Here is a 19069-nt window from a genome sequence, read left to right on the forward strand (position 1 = left end):
GCCCGCTCCCACAGAAAAGCAGCTCTGCTTTCGCTCTGGATCTTGCCTCTGCTTTTAACACTCAAGCCGGCCGGGAGGCCGCTGTGCTCTTGCTTTTGATCTGCTTTTGATTTTGATCTGACTGCCCCATTCAGCCCGAGGCCGAACGCAGGTATTGCGGAGCGGGTAAACCGGCAGGACGCCGGTTTAGCCGCGCCGGGCCATGGATGGCCCGTCGCGGCGGCCCGCGGAGCAATGCCGGAGTGAGGGAACACCGAGCCTAGGCGAGGTGCCGACAGGCGGGGCAGAGCGTTTTGGTTACTTTTGCGCTTTTCAAAAGTGACCCGCTGTAAGAGCGGAACCATAGGCAGCCGTTACCGAAGAAACGGATATGTACACCGATCAGCCCTTGCCCCCCTCACTGATAATCTGCCGAATCGCCCCGACAAACGCCTCAGCCGGCTGCCCTCCACTCACCGCATACTGATCGTTAAACACGATCGTAGGCACAGAAGTCACCCCGCGAGACACCCACAACTGCTCCTGCTCCCGCACCTCGGCGGCATATTCATCCGAGGCCAGAATCGCTTCAGCCCGTACGCGATCCAACCCAACACCCTCGGCAATCCCCACCAACGTCCGGTGATCCGACGGGTCCTGCTGATCCGTAAAGTACGCCTTGAACAGCGCTTCCTTAAGGTTGTACTGCAACCCCTCAAGCCCCGCCCAATGCAACAAACGATGCGCATCAAACGTGTTGTAGATACGACTCTGCCCATCGGTGCGAAACGCAAACCCCAACGCCGCGCCCATGTCACGAATCCGCGCCCGGTTAGCCTGGGACTGCTCAGCCGTGGAGCCGTATTTCTCAGTGATGTGCTCAGTAATGTTCTGCCCTTCAGCAGCCATATTCGGGTTCAGTTCAAAAGGCTGGAAATGAATCTCGGCCTGCACCTCCGGGCCCAGTTGGTCCAGGGCTTCGGTCAAGCCACGCAGGCCGATAATGCACCAGGGGCAGGACACGTCGCTGACGAAATCGATCTTCAGGGGAGTACTCATGACTAGGCAACCTCGCTGGCATTAAACGCCGGAAAGGTCCCACGATACACCCCGTCAAGCCCTTACAAAACCTTCGCAGGTACCACCGGGTCGATCTGCGCCCAATGCGCCGCATCCTCACGATGCGCTTGCAAATAGGGCAAAACCGCCGCCAGCAACGGCGCCTTGAACGCCTCCTGAAACCGATGGGCCAGCCCCGGGATCAGCCGCAACTGGCTGCCCTGGATATGCGCCGCCAAGTGCACGCCATGCATCACCGGCAACAGCGGGTCGGCAGTGCCATGCACCACCAGGGTCGGCACCCGCAGCTGGTTGAGCAGCGCCACCCGGCTGGGCTCAGCGAGGATCGCCATGATCTGGCGCTTCACACCCTCGGGGTTGAACGCCCGGTCGTAAGACTGCGCCGCCTGCTGCAGCAACACCTTGCGATCATCCTTCACATAAGGACTGCCCAGCGCCGCCAGCAGGTCGGCCTGTTGTTCCAGGGCCACTTCACGATTGGGCGCGCTGCGCCGTGACAACAGTTGCACCAACGCCGCACTCGGTGCCGGCAGGCCTTCGGCGCCGGAGCTGGTCATGATCAGGGTCAGGCTTTCCACCCGTTGCGGTGCCATGGCCGCCAGGTGCTGGGCGATCATCCCGCCCATGCTCGCGCCCAGCACGTGGAATTGCTGGATGTGCAAGCCGTCCATCAAGCCCAACGCGTCGTCGGCCATGTCCGTCAGGGTGTAGGGCGCCGCCACCGGCAGGCCGAGTTTGTAGCGCAGGACTTCGAACGTCAGGTTGGCGCTGGCCGGTGCCTGGCGCCAGGTAGACAAGCCAACGTCACGGTTGTCATAGCGAATCACCCGAAAGCCCTGCTCACACAGGGCCACCACCACTTCGTCCGGCCAGTGAATCAACTGCCCGCCCAGGCCCATCACCAGCAACAAGGCCGGGTCGGAGGCGCGACCAATGCTCTGGTAGGCCAGGCTTACCTGTTCCAGATCGACCCGTTGGGTCGGCACATTTACATCACATCGAGAAGCCGCAAAGGACGGCAGGCCGAACAATAGAGCGGCCATGAAAAACAACACGCGCATGAAAAACACCGAAACGCAGAACCCCAGTAGAGCGCGAGTCTGATGAACTTTGTACAAGCGCGCTGCCACAGTTGCGTGACAATTTCGTGACTGCCGCTCAATGGTCGTCTCGATACCTCTCTATCAAAGCCTGCTCCCGCACTGCGGACAACTGGCCGAAGCCCAAGGGCAACTGAGTACCGAGCAACTCCTGCCGTTGCAGGCAGTTCTCAACCCGGTCACACCTCTAACGGCGCACGCCCCGCCGGGACGTGCTAACTGGCGTTGCTGCTGACCGACCGTGAAGGCCCCCCCGAACTTGAGCACGACGGTCGACAGGCATAACAACATGAGACAAACTCAACCGATCCGAATTTGTCACAAGTTATATTCATGGAGACCCCGTGCTCGAAATCCGCCATCTCAAGACACTGCACGCCTTGCGCGAAGCCGACAGCCTGGTGGAAGCCGCTGAGCGCTTGCACCTGACGCAATCGGCCCTGTCCCACCAGTTCAAGGAGCTTGAAGAACGCCTGGGCATGCAGTTATTCGTGCGCAAAACCAAGCCACTGCGCTTCACCAGCGCCGGCCTGCGCCTGCTGCAACTGGCGGACGCCACCCTGCCCTTGCTGCGCGGCGCCGAACGCGACATCGCACGCCTGGCCGGTGGCACGGCCGGGCGTTTGCACATGGCCATCGAGTGCCATAGCTGTTTCCAGTGGCTGATGCCCACCATCGACCAGTTCCGCGACGCCTGGCCAGAAGTGGAACTGGACCTGGCCTCCGGCTTCGCCTTCGCGCCGTTACCGGCCCTGGCCCGTGGCGACCTGGACTTGGTGGTGACGTCCGACCCGCTGGAACTGCCGGGCATCACCTATGTGCCGTTGTTCACCTACGAAGCCATGCTCGCCGTGGCCAATCAGCACCCGCTGGCGAACAAGCCGTACATCGTGCCCGAAGACCTGATCAGCGAAACCCTGATCACCTACCCGGTGGAGCGCGATCGCCTGGACATCTTCACCCGTTTCCTGGAACCGGCCGACGTGGAACCGGCCCAGGTACGCACCTCGGAACTGACGGTGATGATGATGCAGTTGGTGGCCAGCGGTCGCGGCGTGTGCGGCATGCCCCACTGGGCACTGCATGAATACAGCTCCCGGGGTTATGTGAAGGCCAAGCGGCTGGGGGAGAAAGGCTTGTTCGCCACGCTGTACGCCGGGATTCGCGCCGACATGCTGGATGCGCCGTACATGCGCGACTTTTTGCTGACGGCCAAGGACACCTCGTTTTCGACCCTGGATGGAGTCAGCGCCGTACGCTGATAAATAGCGGATACCTGTAGCGAGGGAGCTTGCTCCCGCTGGGCTGCGCAGCAGACCCAGAAATCTTGGGGCCGCTTCGCGCCCCAGCGGGAGCAAGCTCCCTCGCCACAGTTTCAGGCACCCGTTAGAGAGGAGCGATAGAACGGCAGAATCAAGTCCCGGGTCAGCGGCGCAAGCTGCAAATCGCCGTCGCCGGCCGGGTCGATCCAGCGCACTTCTTCAATCTCGGCAGCCGGTGTCACCGCCACGTCGATGTGCACCTGGAACAACTCGGCCTGCACCACAAACCCCGGCTCATTCGCCGCCGGGGCCGAAAACTGGCCCAGGTACACCGCTGCCGCCGGGTCAATCCGCAGGCCCAGTTCTTCGTGCAGCTCACGGACCAGAGCCTCGGCAGGTTGCTCACCGGCGTCGATTTTGCCGCCTGGCTGCATGAAGGCCTGGGTGCCGCGCTTGCGTACCAGCAGGGTCTGGCCGTCGCTGCCGATCAGCAGGGCGGCGGCGATGCGAATGGTGGAGGTCATGGAAAGGTTGCCTTGAATACAAAGGTGCAAGGATCCCATGAACCAGCCTCAACCCGAAAGCAGCGCTTCATCCGGCTCCTTGATAAACACGCTGTACTTCGCGCCTTCCATGGCCTCGAACGCAATCAGTTTGTCCACCAGCGGCAGGTTCAACACCTTGCCGGCGTTGAGCAGCAGCATGCCGTTGTCGGCGTTGAGGTTGCGCGCCAGCACCATGCCTTCGGCCAGTTCGCGGGTAGTCAGGACTTTCACCGTAGGATCGCCCAGGGTCACGTCGCTGAGGAACGCGGCGCAGGCCTGGATGAAGTCCTCCACCATCTCCGGGTCGTACAGGCGCCCGGCGTATTTGCGGATGTAGATCAGCGCTTCATCGCTGTTCATCTGCCGTTCAAGGATCAAGCCGCGTTGCAGTTCGATGAAATCCACTGCCAGCTTCAACAGCCGCGAGCCCTCCGGAATCGCATCGCCCTTGAGGTGGTCGGGAAAGCCAGTACCGTCCCAGCGTTCCTGGTGATGGCGGATCAAGCGTGCCGCGTCTTTCATCGGTTCCAGGGTCATCAGCAACGATTCGCTCTGGGTCGGATACGCCCGATAACGCTCACGGTCGGTGCTGTGCAGTAGGTCGCTGGGAGAGACCATCATGCTGTCGCTCCAGCTTAACTTGCCGATGTTGTAGAGCGCGGCGGCCATGGTCAGGTCGCGTGCGCTGGCCTCGTCCATGGGGTGGAACTTGCAGTACACGCGGATCAGTTCGATCAGTTGGCGGTTGGTCTGTTTTTCCTTGGGCAGCCGCAGGTTGGCCAGCAGCGAAAACACCTCGGTGCCGGTTACGTAGCTGCGTTTGAGTTCATCGTAGGCCAGGTCGAGCATGTCGGCGGTCTGCTGCAGCTCGGAGGTGCGCGCCACCACGCGTTTTTCCAGGGTGGCGTTGAGGGCTTTCAACTGGTCGTTCTGCTCCCGGATCAGTTGCTCAAGGCGCAGCCGCTCGCGCTCGGAATGCTGGTGCTCCAGAGACTGGCGTAGGGTCAGGAGCATTTCCTCGTCATTCCAGGGTTTGCTGATATAGCGGTGGATCTGCCCTTCATTGATCGCCTTGATCATCATGCTCATGTCGGCGTAGCCGGTCAGCAGGATGCGCGTGGTGGCCGGGTACAGCCGGTGGGTCTCGGCCAGCAGCATCGCGCCGTCCATGGCCGGCATGCGGGCGTCGGTCATGACCAGGTCGATGGGCCGCGCGGCCATGATTTCGAGGGCCTGGGCGCCACTGCCGGCCAGCAGCACGTCATAGGGTTGGCCTCGCAGCAAACGGCGCAGGCTATTGAGGATCGACTCTTCGTCGTCGACCAGCAAAATCGTGGGGGTGTAGGGGGCAGTCGTAGCAAGTTGCTCGTCCATGGCGACACCTCCTTTCAATGACACAAAATTGCACCATTGCGCGCCCGTCGTCATCAATCGCTGTACTTGCTGGAGCATTGAGCGCTAGATGAATGCGGGGGTACTGGCGTTGATTTGACGCCAACTGGCCGACTTATTCAAGGGAGCCAACTATGCTTGTGGCAAGAAGCCCATGACCGCCCCTGTTTACCGATGCACTTAAGGTAAGGAAGCCATATGCGCCAGAATATGCAGTTGAGCGCGTCCCGGAACCGCTCGTGAACCCGCGCTCCGCGAGGGCCAACCGGCGGATCCTGATCGTCGACGACACCGCGTCGATCCACGAAGACTTCCGCAAAATCCTCGAAGCCGACCCCAACGGCGGCCAATCCCTGGACAGCATCGAAGAGACCCTGTTCGGTACCGCCCCGGCCGCACGCCAGACGTTCCTGCTGGACTCGGCCTACCAAGGCCAGGAAGCGCTGGACCTGGTGACCAAGGCCTTGGCCGCCAACACTCCCTACGCCCTGGTCTTCATCGACATGCGCATGCCGCCGGGCTGGGACGGGCTGGAGACCATCGAGCAACTGTGGGCTGTGGACCCCCACCTGCAAATCGCCTTGTGCACGGCCTACTCCGACTATTCCTTCGAAGCCATCGAAGCGCGCCTCAAATACGACGACCAACTGCTGATCCTGAAAAAACCCTTCGACAACCTCGAAATCCGCCAGATGGCCAGTGCCCTGACCTGGAAATGGCAGCTTGCACAGGATGCTGCCCTCAAGCTGATGGGCCTGGAGCGTACGGTGGAGGAACGGGTGCAGGAACTGCTCAAGGTCTCGCACCTGCTGCAATACGACGCCCTCACCGACCTGCCCAACAGCACGCTGCTGGGGGACCGGCTGACCCAGGCCATCGCCGCTTGCCGGCGCCATGACACCCAATTGGCGGTGATGTTTATCGGCCTGGACCGCTTCAAGCGCATCAATAACGCTCTGGGCCACCCGGTGGGTGATGAAGTGCTCAAGCAAGTCAGCCAAAGCCTGGTAGCGACGGTGCGCGAGTCAGACTCGGTATTTCGCTACGGCTCCGACGAGTTCGTGCTGATCCTCAACGACGTTCATCATCCTCAGCAAACCCAGCACATCGCTGAAAAAATCCTCAAGGCCGTCAGTCACATCCGCTACGTCGCCGGCCACGACCTGAGCGTCACCGCCAGCCTGGGCATCAGCATTTACCCCAACGACAGCTTCAGCGCCGTGGAATTGATCAAGAAAGCCGAAACTGCCATGCACGCCGCCAAGGATCATGGTCCGAATGACTTCAGCTTTTTCATCGATGACATGAACCGCCGCGCCCAGGAACAGCAAAGCCTGGAGACCGCGATTCGGCTGGCCCTGCAACGCAACGAGTTTATGCTGCACTACCAGCCGAAACTGAACTTGAGCAGTGGGCAAATCGTCGGTGCGGAAGCCCTGATTCGCTGGTACCAGCCCGGTCACGGCTGGATCTACCCGTCGGTCTTTATCCCGGTGGCCGAGGACAGCGGCCTGATCGTGCTCCTGAGCCAATGGGTGCTGGGCCAGGCCTGCGAGCAAGCGCAAGCCTGGCAGGCAGCCGGCCTGGCTCCGATCTGTATTTCAGTGAACATCTCGGCCATCGATTTTCGCCAGCGGGATTTTATCGCCAACCTGGCCGCCATCCTCGAGCGCACCAACCTCGCGCCGGGCTTGCTGGAGCTGGAGATTACCGAAAGTGTGCTGATGCAAAACGTCGAAGACACCCTGGTGACCTTACGGGCGATCAAGTCCATGGGGGTACGCCTGGCGGTGGATGACTTCGGCACCGGCTATTCCAGCCTCAGCTACCTGCGGCGGTTTCCGATTGATGTGCTGAAAATCGATCAGTCGTTCATTCGTGGCTTGAGTAAAAACACCCAGGACGCGCAACTGATCAGCGCGATTATCAGCTTGGGTAAAAGCCTGGACCTGAACATCATTGCCGAAGGCGTGGAGACCGTTGAGCAACTGAACTTCCTCAAGGCCCACCAGTGTGAAGAAGGACAGGGCTTCCTGTTCAGCAAGGCGGTGGCCGCCGATGAATTCGCCCAGTTCATGCAAGCCGGGCGACGCACCCTGATGCCCAGCCAATAACCTTCTGCCCCAAGGAATCATCGCTTGAGCGACGCCACGCCACGCTACGTTCACCGGTCTTCACGGGCGCCCGGGCTCGCCACGCTGTTTTGGCTGGCGACCTGCCTGCCGGTGATGGCCGCGCCGCTGGACGAACCACTCAAGTCGCTGCCGCCAATACCGCAACTGGATCCGGCAACGGTGGAGCTGGGGCGCCAGTTGTTCAATGAAACACAACTGTCGGTCAACAACACCAAGTCCTGCGCCAGCTGCCATGACCTGCAAACCGGCGGCGTCGACAATCAGCCGTTTTCCCTGGGGTTCGACGGCAAGCCGGTGGCGCTCAACACCCCGACCGTGTTCAACGCCAGCCTGAACTTCAAGCAATTCTGGAACGCACGGGTCGACACCCTGGAGGCACAGGTCGAACAAGTGGTCACCAGCCCCATGGAAATGGGCAACGACTGGAAAACCGTGATTCAGACCTTGTCGGCACTTCCTCACTACCAGGCGACGTTCCGGCAGATTTACCCCGACGGCATCACGCCCGCCACTGTGCAAAATGCCCTGGCGACCTATGAACGTACCCTGCTCACCCCCAATTCGCGCTTCGACCAATACCTGCAAGGCAACACCGACATCCTCACCCTCAAGGAAAAATACGGCTACCAGCGCTTCAAGGAGTACGGCTGCATCGCCTGCCACCAGGGCGCCAATATCGGCGGCAACATGTACCAGAAATTCGGCGTGATGGATGACTACTTCAAGGCCCGTGGCAACCCCACCGAAGCCGACCTGGGACGCTACCTGCTGACCAAGGACGAGGAAGACCGCAACGTGTTCAAGGTGCCCAGCCTGCGCAATGTGGCGGTCACCGCCCCGTACTTTCACGACGCTTCGGCCAAGACCCTCGAAGAAGCCGTCGACGTGATGTTCAAGTACCAGCTGGGGCGCATTCCCTCGGCTGAAGACAAGACCTTGATCGTGCTGTTCCTGAAAACCCTGACCGGCGAATGGGCAGGCAAACCACTATGAGGCTCTCCCGCCGCGCCACCCAATTCATGCTCAGCGCCATGACCCTGATACTCGCCTCGACTTTGGTATTCCTGTACCTCAAGTCATCGAGCGACAAGACCAGCACCTACACCGAATCCCGCGACCTGATCCGCGAAATCAAGCAACTGAACTCACAATGGGACAGTGAAGTACTCAAGGCCCGGATTGCCCTGACCCACAACTACGACCCACTGGTCGCGCCCCTCACCGAGATGAACCGCCTGTGGGTCAGCCTTGAGCAGCGCGAATCGCAGCACCGTCACGAAGACCCCGCCCGCTGGCAGGCCGGCCAGGACGCCTATCGCCAGGCGATCGACGAAAAAGCCCGGCTGGTGGACCAGTTCAAGTCCCATAACGCCGTGCTGCGCAACTCCCTGGCCTTCCTGCCCACCGCCGAAGACGATATCCAGGCGCAGTTCCTGGCACTCACCAACGCCGACAAACTGCTCCAGCAAAGCATCGCCACCGACACCTACGACGTGCTCCTGAGCAGCCTCGAATTCGCCCAGGTGACCAGCGACGACAAGGCCGCCGACATTCTGGTGGGCCTGAACACGCTGGCGATCAATAAACTGAGCCTGCCCGAGTCGTTCCAGGTGCCGGTGGAAATTCTCAGCAATCACATTGCGCTGATCCTGCGGGAACAACCCTTGGTCAACGACCTGCTCGAACGCATCGCCGCCGTGCCGCTGGCCGAACGCCTGGACGACCTCACCAACCAGCTCAATCAGGACCAGACCGCGTCTGACCTGCTCGACCAGAAATACCATCGCTACCTGCTGGTGTTTTCCACCTTGCTGGTGGCACTGCTGCTGTACCTGGCGATTCGCCTGTTGCGCAGTTTCGCCGAGATCAACCGGGTCAACCGGGCCTTGCATGTGGTCAACGAAAGCCTTGAGCAACGTGTCGAGGAACGTACCCGGGAACTCAAGGATGCCCAAAGTGAGCTCATGGACAGCGCCCGCCAGGCCGGCATGGCGGAAATTGCGACCAACGTGCTGCACAACGTCGGCAACGTGCTCAACAGCGTGAATATCTCGGCCGAGCTGGTGACGCGCAAGCTGCGCACCAGCAAGGCGTTGGGGCTGGGCAAGGCCATGCAATTGATCAATGAACACCGCCGCGACCTGGGCACCTTCCTCACCGAGGATGAAAAAGGCAAGCTGCTGCCCGATTACCTGAACCAGTTGGTCGAAGCCATCGCCACTGAACAGCAGGGCCTCACCGAGGAACTGGCGCAACTGAGCAAAAGCGTCGACCACATCAAGGATATTGTTTCCACCCAGCAGTCCTACGCCGGCGCATCCACGCTGCTGGAGCCGGTGCATATCAGCGCGTTGATGGAAGATGCCCTGCGCATGAATTCCGGGGCCCTGAGCCGCCACCATGTGACGGTGGTCAAGGACTACCACGACGTCCCCGAGATCATGGCCGACAAGCATCGGTTGCTGCTGATCCTGGTGAACCTGATCAGCAACGCCAAGTACGCCATGTCCAACCTCACCGATCGCACCCGGAAAATGACCCTGACGGTAATGCCGTTGGACGACGGGACCTTGCAGATCAGCGTCAAGGACGAAGGCGAAGGCATACCCGCGGAAAACATGACGCGAATCTTCACCCACGGTTTTACCACCCGCAAGGAAGGCCACGGCTTTGGCCTGCACAGCTGCGCCCTGGCCGCCCTGGAAATGAAGGGCCGCCTCACCGCCCACAGCGACGGCCCGGGCAAAGGCGCGCTGTTCACCCTGCATATTCCACTGGAACCCGCACGGACATGAGCATGAATCAAGCACCCAACCGGCGCATTTTATTGATCGATGACACCCCGTCGATTCATGAAGACTTTCGCAAGATTCTGATGCCGCCCGTGGACGCGAACCTGGAACTGGACAAGATGGAAACGGCCCTGTTTGGCGCCAGCGTCAAACCCCAGGCCCAGGCTTTTGAACTGGATTCGGCCTACGGCGGAAAGGAAGGATTGCAGCTGCTGTGCCAGGCCACGCAACAAGAGCGCCCCTACGCCCTGGCCTTTGTCGACATGCGTATGCCCCAGGGCTGGGACGGCGCGCAAACCATCGAAGAATTATGGAAAGTCGACCCGCAACTGCAAGTGGTGGTGTGCACCGCCTACTCCGATTACTCCTGGGAAGAACTGCTGTTTCGCCTGCAGGCCCATGACCGTCTGCTGATCCTGAAAAAGCCTTTCGACAACATCGAAGTCCAACAGATGGCCAACACCCTCGCCGCCAAATGGGACATGGCCCGGCGTGCGTCCCTGCAAACCAGTCACCTGGAACATCTGGTGGAGCAACGCACCCAGGCGTTGACCTTGGCCAGCCAGGCGCTGCAGCTGGAAATCGATGAACGCAAGCAACTGGAAAGCCAATTGGTGCAGTCGGAAAAGCTCGCGTCCCTGGGCCAGCTCGCAGCGGGGGTGGCCCATGAAATCAACAACCCGGTGGGGTTCATCTCCTCCAACCTGAGCACCCTGGACGGCTACTTCAAACAGTTGCAGCAGATGCTCGACGCCTATCGGCAGGCCGAAGAAGCCCTCGCACCCGGCGAATGCCTGACGCAATTGCAAAGCCTGCGCAAGGCCTTGGACCTGGAGTTTCTCAAGGAGGACATCCCGATTCTGATTCTCGAATCCAAGGATGGTATTGGTCGCGTGGCGCAGATCGTCAAGGACCTGAAGGATTTCTCGCGGGTCGACAACGACGAGAAATGGCAGTGGGCAAACCTGCAACACGGCATCGACTCAACCCTGAACATCGTCGCCAGCGAACTCAAGTACAAGGCCGATGTGGTCAAGCATTTCCAGGTGCTGCCAGACATTGAATGCCTGGCCTCGCAGCTCAATCAGGTGGTGATGAACCTGGTGATCAACGCCGCCCAGGCGATGGGCCCGGAACGCGGCACCATCACCCTCAGCAATGGCGTGGAGGGCGACAAGGTCTGGCTGGAAGTGGCGGACACCGGCTGCGGAATCGCGCCGGAGAGCGTGCAGAAAATCTTCGATCCGTTCTTCACCACCAAGCCGGTGGGCGAAGGGACAGGGCTGGGGCTGTCACTGTCGTATGGGATTGTGAAGAAGCATCACGGGACTATTTCTGTGAACAGCGAAGTCGGCAAAGGCACGACGTTTCGGGTGGTGTTGCCGATTCGCCAGACGACAGATCCCCTGTAAAGGCAAACCTCTACAGGGGACAGGCTCAGGCTTCGGCGTTCTTCGGGCTCGAACCAAACGACGCAAACCGCTTGTTGAAGCCGGCGATGCGGCCTTCGGATTGGGTCTTGCGCTGCTGGCCGGTGTACACCGGGTGCGAGGCGCTGGACACGTCGAGGAGCACGTAAGGGTAGGTGTTGCCGTCGCTGTGTTTTTGCGTGCGGTCGGTGTCCACGGTGGAACCGATCAGGAAGAAAACGTCGGCGGCGGTGTCATGGAACAACACGGTGCGATAGTCGGGGTGGATACCAGGTTTCATAAGGCCTCCGGGGCGTCTGGGTGAACATCTAGTGTTATACAGTAACACAAATGACGCACCCAAACGAGAACCGATTGCAATAAGAATAGACCCCGAACTTCTATGCGGCTTCTTGGAAGTCCATTTCCGGTGGCTGTTGGGAGAAGCCCCGCGTCAGGAAACCCAGGTATACCAGGCCAATCGCCAACCAACTCAGGCCCAGGTAGATCGCCAGGTGATCCAGGCTGACCATCAACCACAAATCCGCCACCAGGCCTATGATCGGGAACACCAGGAACAACACCAGCTCCCGCAACCCGCGCTGCCGGGCGCCGATCCAGTAGTGGAAGATTACCGACAGGTTTACCAGGCTGAAAGCCAGGAACGCACCGAAGTTGATGAACGAGGTGGAGGTGGTGACGTCCAGTTTCAACGCCAGTAACGCCACCACCGCGCACAGCAGGATGCTGTTCACCGGCGTACCAAAGCGCGCATGCAAGGTGCCGAAGAACGACTTGGGCAATACCCCGTCGCGGCCCATCGCAAACAGCAACCGCGAACCACTGGCCTGGGCCGACAAACCCGAGGCGAACTGGCCGACGATCAGGCCGATCAGGAAGATCGACACGAACAGGTCGCCGCCAATGTTGCGGGCAATCTCGTAGGCTGCGGAATCCACGTCGGTAAATTCGAACGATGGATGGGCGATCTGCACGAAGTACGACACACCGACAAAGATCAGCCCGCCGATCAGGGTGATCAGCATGATCGCCCGGGGAATGGTGCGGCGAGGGTCGCGGGTTTCTTCGGTCAGGGTGCTGACCGCATCAAAGCCCAGGAACGAATAGCAGGCGATCGCCGCGCCGCTCATGATCAACGGCATTTGCATCTGGCCGTTGAAGAACGGAGTGACGGTCCACAGCGGCTTGCTCGCATCACCGCCGATGTAGTGGATGCACAGCGCGACGAAGGCGATCAGCACCAGGAACTGCACCAGCATCAGCAAGGCGTTGATGCCGTTGGCGAGTTTCAGGCCAATGATGTTGATCACGCTGGTGACCCCGATAAACGCCAGTACCCAGACCCATTGCGGCACCGCCGGGAAGGCCGAATGCAGGTAGGCTGCGCCGATCAGCCAGATGGCCATCGGCAGGAACAGGTAGTCGAGCAACACCGCCCACCCGGCGATAAACCCGAGCTTGGGGCTGATGGCCTTGCGCACGTAGCTGTAGGCGGAACCGGCCACCGGGAACGCCGAGGCCATACGGCCGTAGCTCATGGCGGTGAAGAACATCGCCACCAGCGCGGCCAGGTAAGCGGCCGGGACCATCCCGGCGGTGGATTGCGCCAGGATACCGAAGGTGCCCAGGACAATGATCGGTGTCATATAGGCGATGCCAAACAGCACCACCGACCCTAACGACAGGGTGCGTTGCAAACGAGCCATGAGCGATTCTCCGCGCGATTATTAGATTTATGGCAGAACTGAAGTCGGTGCAGCGAACGCAATAATTTTTATGGTTGAAGCAGCTTTTTGAACGGGTGCAACTTTTGTGGTGATTACACCTGTTGTGGCGAGGGAGCTTGCTCCCGCTGGGCTGCGCAGCGGCCCCAAAATCCTAGGGCCGCTTCGCGCCCCAGCGGGAGCAAGCTCCCTCGCCACAACAGCATCCTTGCCATAAGATCGAGGTCAGGGTTTCGGGATCAACAACTCCCGCGCCCCGTCCTCGCGCTCAATCACCTCCCCCGGCAATTTCAAGCGCTGGTCATCCAGGTAGCGATAGTCCTGTCGCGCCGCCGCCAGTTGCCCCAGGTCCAGTTCAACGCTGAACTGCCCTGCCTCGCGCCCGGCTTCAAACAGCAACGTGCCAAACGGGTCCACCAGCGCACTGCCACCGGCAAACATCAGGCCGTCATCACCCTCTTCCACCCGGTTGACCATCAGCGCAAACGCCTGGTTTTCCTGGGCGCGAGCCATGATCGCGGTGCGGTGGGTGGGGCCGTACGGGTCCATGTTGCCGTTGGTGACGATCAACACTTCAGCGCCCAACTGCGCCAGGGCGCGGGCGGTTTCCGGGAATTCGATGTCGTAGCAGATCAACAGGCCCACGCGCACGCCGTTCCACTCGCAGGTGGCGTAGCGGTCGCCCGCGGTGAACACGCCGCGGTCCGAGGCCCACAAGTGGGTCTTGCGATAACGCAGGGCGATGCCGTCCGGGGTGATCATCAAGGTGGTGTTATAGAACTGGCCGGCGTCGTTCTCGGCCATGCCGATGACAACCGCGATATTGCGCGCGCGCGCCGCCTGGATAATCGCCTGGACGGCGGGGCCTTCCACCGGCTCGGCCACATCGGCCACGGTGTCGGCGGTCGGGAAGCCCATCAGGTGGGTTTCCGGGAATACGACCAATTGGGTATCCGCCGCACACGCAGCAATTGCCGCCAACGCGCGCTCAAGGTTGTAAGCTGTGCCGTTATCGCGGCCTGCCAGCTGGGCAAATTCGACCTTCATGGTGATTCCTTGTTCTTTATCTGTGGCGCAGTATGCGCAGCCGCGAACACTCGGGAAATTACGCAGCCGGGTTAACCCTATGGGGGTAGATGCATGACATTGTCGCTGGAAGACATCGCCTGGCACCGTTCGGTGGGGCAAATGATAGACGCCCTGGACCAGCCGAATTTCTGGACGCAGCTGGTCCGGTTGCTGGACCAATATGTGCCGTTCGACAGTTGGGTGGTACTGCTGTTCAGCAGCGAGCACAAGCCCCTGGTGTTCGCCGAATGCCCGGGCCAGGACGGTGAGCCGGACCATCTGTTCCAGGATTACCTCAACGGTTTATACCTGCTCGACCCCTTCTACATCGCCAGCCGCGAGCACTCGCGCACCGGGCTGTTTCGCCTGGCAGAAGTGGCCCCGGAGCATTTCGAGCTGACCGAGTACTACCAGCGCTACTTCCGGTTGAACGTGGTGGCCGATGAAATCCAGTTCAACTGCCAGCAGCCGGACGGGCGAACCTTATGCCTGTCCCTGGGCTCCAAACAGCGCTTTGACCCGCAGCAGATTGCCCTGCTGTCGCTGATCCAGCCGTGGGTATTGAGCTTGCTGCGCCAACGCCTGCCCCATGAACTCAACCAGGTAAGCGCCCCGGAGCCGCCGATCCACAACGATGGCTGGGGCGCGCAACTCACCGCGCGGGAGCTGGATGTGGGCCGTTTGATGCTCAGTGGTTGCTCCAGCAAGGAAATCGCTCGTAAGCTGGAAATCTCTGTTGAAACCGTGAAAGTCCATAAAAAGCACATGTACAGCAAGCTAGGGATCAAATCCCAGTCGGAGCTGTTCTCGATTTTTCTGCAGGCGCAAAACGCCTGATCGAGCCCTGCAGGAGCGAGCTTGCTCGCGAAAAACGTCAATGCACCGCGGTCATCCAGACAACCCGCGCTATCGTTAACGACCTTCGCGAGCAAGCTTGCTGCTACAGGATAAAAACTAAGGAACCCTGTATGAGCCTGTCCTTGTTAAGCCGTTACGCGTTCTTTGCCGTCTGCGTCATTTTCACCCTCGCCAGCATGCCGTTTATCGAACACGAATGGCTGTGGCCGATCGCGATGGTCACCGGCATTCTCAGCCTGATCGGCATTTTCGACCTGCTGCAAAGCCCCCACGCGGTGCGCCGCAACTACCCGATCCTGGGCAATATCCGTTACCTGGTGGAAGGTATCCGTCCGGAAATCCGCCAATACCTGCTGGAATCCGACAGCGACGCCCTGCCCTTTTCCCGGGCCCAGCGCTCGCTGGTCTATTCCCGCGCCAAGAACGAAAGCGCCGACAAACCCTTCGGCACGCTGATCGACGTGTACCAGTCCGGCTTTGAGTTTATCGGCCACTCCATGCGCCCTGCGCCGTTGAGCGACCCCAGCGCGTTTCGCGTAATCGTCGGCGGCCCGCAGTGCACACAGCCGTACTCGGCCTCGGTGTTCAACATCTCGGCCATGAGCTTCGGCTCGTTGAGCGCCAACGCGATTCGCGCCCTCAACCAGGGTGCCAAGCTCGGCAATTTCGCCCACGACACTGGCGAAGGCAGCATCAGCCCGTATCACCGGGAAAACGGCGGCGACCTGACCTGGGAACTGGGCAGCGGCTACTTCGGTTGCCGCACCAGCGCCGGCCTTTTCGACCCGGAACGTTTCGCCGTGCAGGCGCAGAACCCGCAAGTGCGGATGATCGAAATCAAGATGAGCCAAGGCGCCAAACCGGGCCACGGCGGGATCCTGCCCAAGCACAAGGTCACCAAGGAAATCGCTGAGACCCGCGGCATCATGATGGGCGAAGACTGCATCTCGCCGTCGCGCCACAGTGCGTTTTCCACCCCGATCGAAATGATGCAGTTCATCGCCCAACTGCGAGAGCTGTCGGGCGGCAAACCGGTGGGCTTCAAGTTCTGCCTGGGCCACCCGTGGGAATTCATGGGCATCGCCAAGGCGATGCTCGAAACGGGCATCCTCCCGGACTTCATCGTGGTGGACGGCAAGGAAGGCGGCACCGGAGCCGCGCCCGTGGAGTTCACCGACCATATCGGCGTGCCGCTGCGCGAAGGCCTGCTGTTCGTGCACAACACCCTGGTGGGCTTGAACCTGCGGGACAAGATCAAACTCGGCGCCAGCGGCAAGATCGTCAGCGCGTTCGACATCGCCAGCGTTTTGGCCATCGGTGCCGACTGGGCCAACTCGGCGCGGGGTTTCATGTTCGCCATTGGCTGCATCCAGTCGCAAAGCTGCCACACCAACAAATGCCCGACCGGCGTGGCCACCCAGGACCCACTGCGCCAACGCGCACTGGTGGTGCCGGACAAGGCCCAGCGCGTGTTCAACTTCCACCGCAACACCCTGAAGGCACTGGCCGAAATGCTCGCCGCCGCCGGTCTCGATCACCCGTCGCAACTGTCGGCCAAGCACTTGGTGCGGCGCATGTCGGCCACCGAGATCAAGTTGTTCTCGCAGCTGCATGTGTTCCTCAAGCCAGGTGAGTTGCTCACCGGCGAAGTGAACGGCGAGTTTTATTCGCGCATGTGGCAGATGGCGCGGGCGGACAGTTTTGAGCCGAATGAAATAGCGGCGGCTTAATCCTTTTAACGGAACGATACGATGCTGAAAGTCATTGCCGAAGACTTCATCAAACCCGAACACCTCGACACCGTGCGCCCGTGGTACGCCAAACTGGTAGAGAAAACCCGCCAGGAACCGCTGTGCATTGCCTACGACCTGTTCGTCGACCAGAAAAACCCCGGGCACTTTATCTTTATCGAGCAATGGCCCGACCAGGCCGCGCTGGATGCGCACTGCCAGACGGAACACTTCACCCGTCTGGTGCCGCAGATCAACCAATATGAAGCCAAACCCTGCCGGGTTTTGCTGATGGACGCGTTCTAAACCATCCCCTTTCCCGCTGAACCGGACCACCGAACGGCATCGTTGAAACAAGGAGCTTCACCATGCCGTTACTGGATTTCACCGCCATCGCCACACAACTGCCGGACACCTGGAAATCCACCCGCCTGGGCCAGGTCGGCCCGGCGCGGATCAAGGTGTTGCGTATGGACGCGCAGGCCTATGAAGAAGAAACCCACGACTACAACGAAGGCCTATTGGTGATCGACGGCCGTTTGCGCCTGTCCATCGGCGAGGAGGCCATCGACGTCGGCGCCGGGCAGATGTACCTGGTGGAAGCCGGTATTGCCCACGCGGTGCTGCCTGGCAGCCACGGCACGCTGGTGATCATCGACGTTTAAACGAAGCGATGAGACATTCAGCAAAAAACTCAGCTTTGCAATTGCTTACAAATACCGCCAACCTGCGCCCGCCCGACGTACGGCTCGACTGAAGCCGTCGTCCACTTGTCATTACTAAACCCCTTGTTCAAGAGCCCGCTGCCATGTTGAACGGACGCGACCCGCGCATCGATTTTTTTCGGGGCCTGGCGTTGATCTTTATTTTCTGGGATCACGTGCCCCACAACCCTCTGGGCCAGATCACCCTGCGCAACTTCGGTTTCAGCGACGCGGCGGAAGTCTTCGTGTTCCTGGCCGGTTATGCAGCGGTGCTGGCCTACGGCAAGATCCTGCAGCGCGACGGTTATCTGATCGCCTGCGTGAAGATTTGGCGGCGCACCTGGGTGCTGTACGTGGTGCACATCTTCCTGCTGGCAATGCTGATGGGCATCGTGTTCTTCGCCAACAGCCATGTGGAAACCCGCGACCTCGTTGAAGAGATGGGCCTGACGCACTTCGTCACCCATCCCCAGCAAGCCCTGATGGATGAACTGCTGCTGCGCTTCAAGCCCAACCTGATGGACCCGCTGCCGCTGTACATCGTGCTGCTGGGCTGCCTGCCGCTGGTGTTGCCGTTACTCTTGCGCAAGACCTGGGCGGTGGTGGCTGTTTCGCTGGCGGTGTACTTGCTGGCCCCGCACCTGGGCTGGAACCTGGCGGCGATTGCCGACGGCGTGTGGTACTTCAATCCGGTGACCTGGCAGTTGCTGTTTGTGCTGGGCGGCGCGGCGGCGATTCATGCCGGGCAACCACGTCCCGTCGAAACCCGACGCCTGCTGCGTCAGCCGCTGTTCGTCGCTGCGGCGGCATATGCGCTGGTGGCGGGGGTTCTCACGCTCTCGTGGCGCTGGCCGGAAATCCACGATGCGCTGATGCCGTCGGCACTCAGTGACCTGTTGTACCCCATCAGCAAGACCGACCTGTCGCCGGTGCGTCTGCTGCATTTTCTGGCCCTGGCCTATGTCACTGCCAAGCTGTTACCCGGCCACGCCTGGACGCAAAACTGGCTGGCGCAGCAAACCTGCCGCATGGGCCGCTACTCCCTGGAGGTGTTCTGCCTGGGGGTGCTGCTGGCACCGCTGGCGGACATGATCAATGCGATCACCGGCGATGCCTTCGCCATGCAAATCTTCACCGCATTGGTAGGCGCCGGGCTGATGGCGCTGCTGGGGGCCTGGCTGGATTTGAACAAACGGCTCACCCAACCGGCACCTCCCGCCACCGCCTGAAAAACAAAAAGCCCCGAAAGGGGCTTTTTGTTGAGCGCAGG

16 protein-coding genes and 3 pseudogenes are annotated in these 19069 nt (G+C 60.7%); 12 read left to right on the forward strand and 7 right to left on the reverse strand.

All coding sequences use genetic code 11. From position 1 onward, the window contains the following. Positions 1-381 precede the first annotated feature (381 nt). Entirely contained in the window at positions 382-1038 is a 657-nt protein-coding gene (locus tag AU074_RS16520; RefSeq protein ID WP_076015615.1) for a DsbA family oxidoreductase, read from the reverse strand. Between the two features lie 62 nt (positions 1039-1100). Next, the gene (locus AU074_RS16525) at positions 1101-2120 is read right to left on the reverse strand and encodes an alpha/beta fold hydrolase (RefSeq protein ID WP_076015616.1); all 1020 of its coding nucleotides are present in this window, start codon (positions 2118-2120) and stop codon (positions 1101-1103) included. Positions 2121-2503: 383 nt separating this feature from the next. Between AU074_RS16525 and metR the strand changes: the two genes are divergently transcribed. Then, positions 2504-3421 carry a transcriptional regulator MetR gene (metR, locus tag AU074_RS16530; protein ID WP_017480097.1) on the forward strand — a complete coding sequence of 306 codons (918 nt, stop codon included), beginning with the start codon at positions 2504-2506 and terminating at the stop codon, positions 3419-3421. Between the two features lie 113 nt (positions 3422-3534). Here metR and AU074_RS16535 read toward each other — a convergent pair whose 3' ends face one another. Beyond that, entirely contained in the window at positions 3535-3945 is a 411-nt protein-coding gene (locus AU074_RS16535) for an NUDIX domain-containing protein (protein WP_076015617.1), read from the reverse strand. 48 nt (positions 3946-3993) lie between these two features. After that, positions 3994-5340 (reverse strand): HD domain-containing phosphohydrolase, encoded by a 1347-nt coding sequence (locus tag AU074_RS16540; RefSeq protein ID WP_076015618.1) that lies wholly within the window; start codon positions 5338-5340, stop codon positions 3994-3996. Positions 5341-5597: 257 nt separating this feature from the next. Between AU074_RS16540 and AU074_RS16545 the strand changes: the two genes are divergently transcribed. From AU074_RS16545 to AU074_RS34885, 6 genes and pseudogenes are all read left to right on the forward strand, one after another. After that, complete coding sequence (locus AU074_RS16545; RefSeq protein WP_076015619.1) at positions 5598-7472, forward strand: bifunctional diguanylate cyclase/phosphodiesterase; 1875 nt, start codon at positions 5598-5600, stop codon at positions 7470-7472. An 84-nt stretch (positions 7473-7556) separates the two neighbouring features. Next, positions 7557-8486 (forward strand): cytochrome-c peroxidase, encoded by a 930-nt coding sequence (locus AU074_RS16550; RefSeq protein WP_076015695.1) that lies wholly within the window; start codon positions 7557-7559, stop codon positions 8484-8486. After that, positions 8483-10288, forward strand: a complete 1806-nt coding sequence (locus AU074_RS16555) for a DAHL domain-containing protein (RefSeq protein ID WP_076015620.1) — start codon at positions 8483-8485, stop codon at positions 10286-10288. Before AU074_RS16550 ends, AU074_RS16555 begins: the two co-directional genes overlap by 4 nt. 116 nt (positions 10289-10404) lie before the next feature. Beyond that, a pseudogene (locus AU074_RS34875) lies at positions 10405-10728 on the forward strand (response regulator transcription factor); the annotation flags it as partial. A gap of 156 nt (positions 10729-10884) precedes the next feature. Then, positions 10885-10968: pseudogene (locus tag AU074_RS34880) on the forward strand (hypothetical protein); the annotation flags it as partial. Positions 10969-11370: 402 nt separating this feature from the next. Next, positions 11371-11697 (forward strand): annotated as a pseudogene (locus tag AU074_RS34885) (sensor histidine kinase); the annotation flags it as partial. A gap of 25 nt (positions 11698-11722) precedes the next feature. On the opposite strand, the gene AU074_RS16565 reads toward AU074_RS34885, so the two are convergent. From AU074_RS16565 to AU074_RS16575, 3 genes are all read right to left on the reverse strand, one after another. Then, the gene (locus AU074_RS16565) at positions 11723-11995 is read right to left on the reverse strand and encodes a type B 50S ribosomal protein L31 (protein WP_076015621.1); all 273 of its coding nucleotides are present in this window, start codon (positions 11993-11995) and stop codon (positions 11723-11725) included. A 100-nt stretch (positions 11996-12095) separates the two neighbouring features. Further along, on the reverse strand, positions 12096-13421 hold the full coding sequence (locus AU074_RS16570) for an APC family permease (RefSeq protein ID WP_076015622.1): 1326 nt from the start codon (positions 13419-13421) through the stop codon (positions 12096-12098). 243 nt (positions 13422-13664) lie between these two features. After that, on the reverse strand, positions 13665-14486 hold the full coding sequence (locus AU074_RS16575; RefSeq protein WP_076015623.1) for a carbon-nitrogen hydrolase family protein: 822 nt from the start codon (positions 14484-14486) through the stop codon (positions 13665-13667). 93 nt (positions 14487-14579) lie between these two features. Between AU074_RS16575 and AU074_RS16580 the strand changes: the two genes are divergently transcribed. The 5 genes from AU074_RS16580 to AU074_RS16600 all read left to right on the forward strand — a co-directional run bounded on the left by AU074_RS16580 (position 14580) and on the right by AU074_RS16600 (position 19028). Next, positions 14580-15344 (forward strand): LuxR C-terminal-related transcriptional regulator, encoded by a 765-nt coding sequence (locus AU074_RS16580; RefSeq protein ID WP_076015624.1) that lies wholly within the window; start codon positions 14580-14582, stop codon positions 15342-15344. A gap of 131 nt (positions 15345-15475) precedes the next feature. Then, a complete protein-coding gene (locus AU074_RS16585) occupies positions 15476-17095 on the forward strand; it encodes an FMN-binding glutamate synthase family protein (protein ID WP_076015625.1) in 1620 nt (539 codons plus the stop codon). 21 nt (positions 17096-17116) lie between these two features. After that, positions 17117-17401, forward strand: a complete 285-nt coding sequence (locus tag AU074_RS16590; RefSeq protein ID WP_076015626.1) for a putative quinol monooxygenase — start codon at positions 17117-17119, stop codon at positions 17399-17401. Between the two features lie 62 nt (positions 17402-17463). Beyond that, entirely contained in the window at positions 17464-17760 is a 297-nt protein-coding gene (locus tag AU074_RS16595; RefSeq protein WP_076015627.1) for a cupin domain-containing protein, read from the forward strand. Positions 17761-17903: 143 nt separating this feature from the next. Continuing rightward, complete coding sequence (locus AU074_RS16600; RefSeq protein WP_076015628.1) at positions 17904-19028, forward strand: OpgC family protein; 1125 nt, start codon at positions 17904-17906, stop codon at positions 19026-19028. Positions 19029-19069 lie beyond the last annotated feature (41 nt).

It is taken from the genome of Pseudomonas sp. ATCC PTA-122608 (assembly GCF_001952855.1).
Lineage (GTDB): Bacteria > Pseudomonadota > Gammaproteobacteria > Pseudomonadales > Pseudomonadaceae > Aquipseudomonas.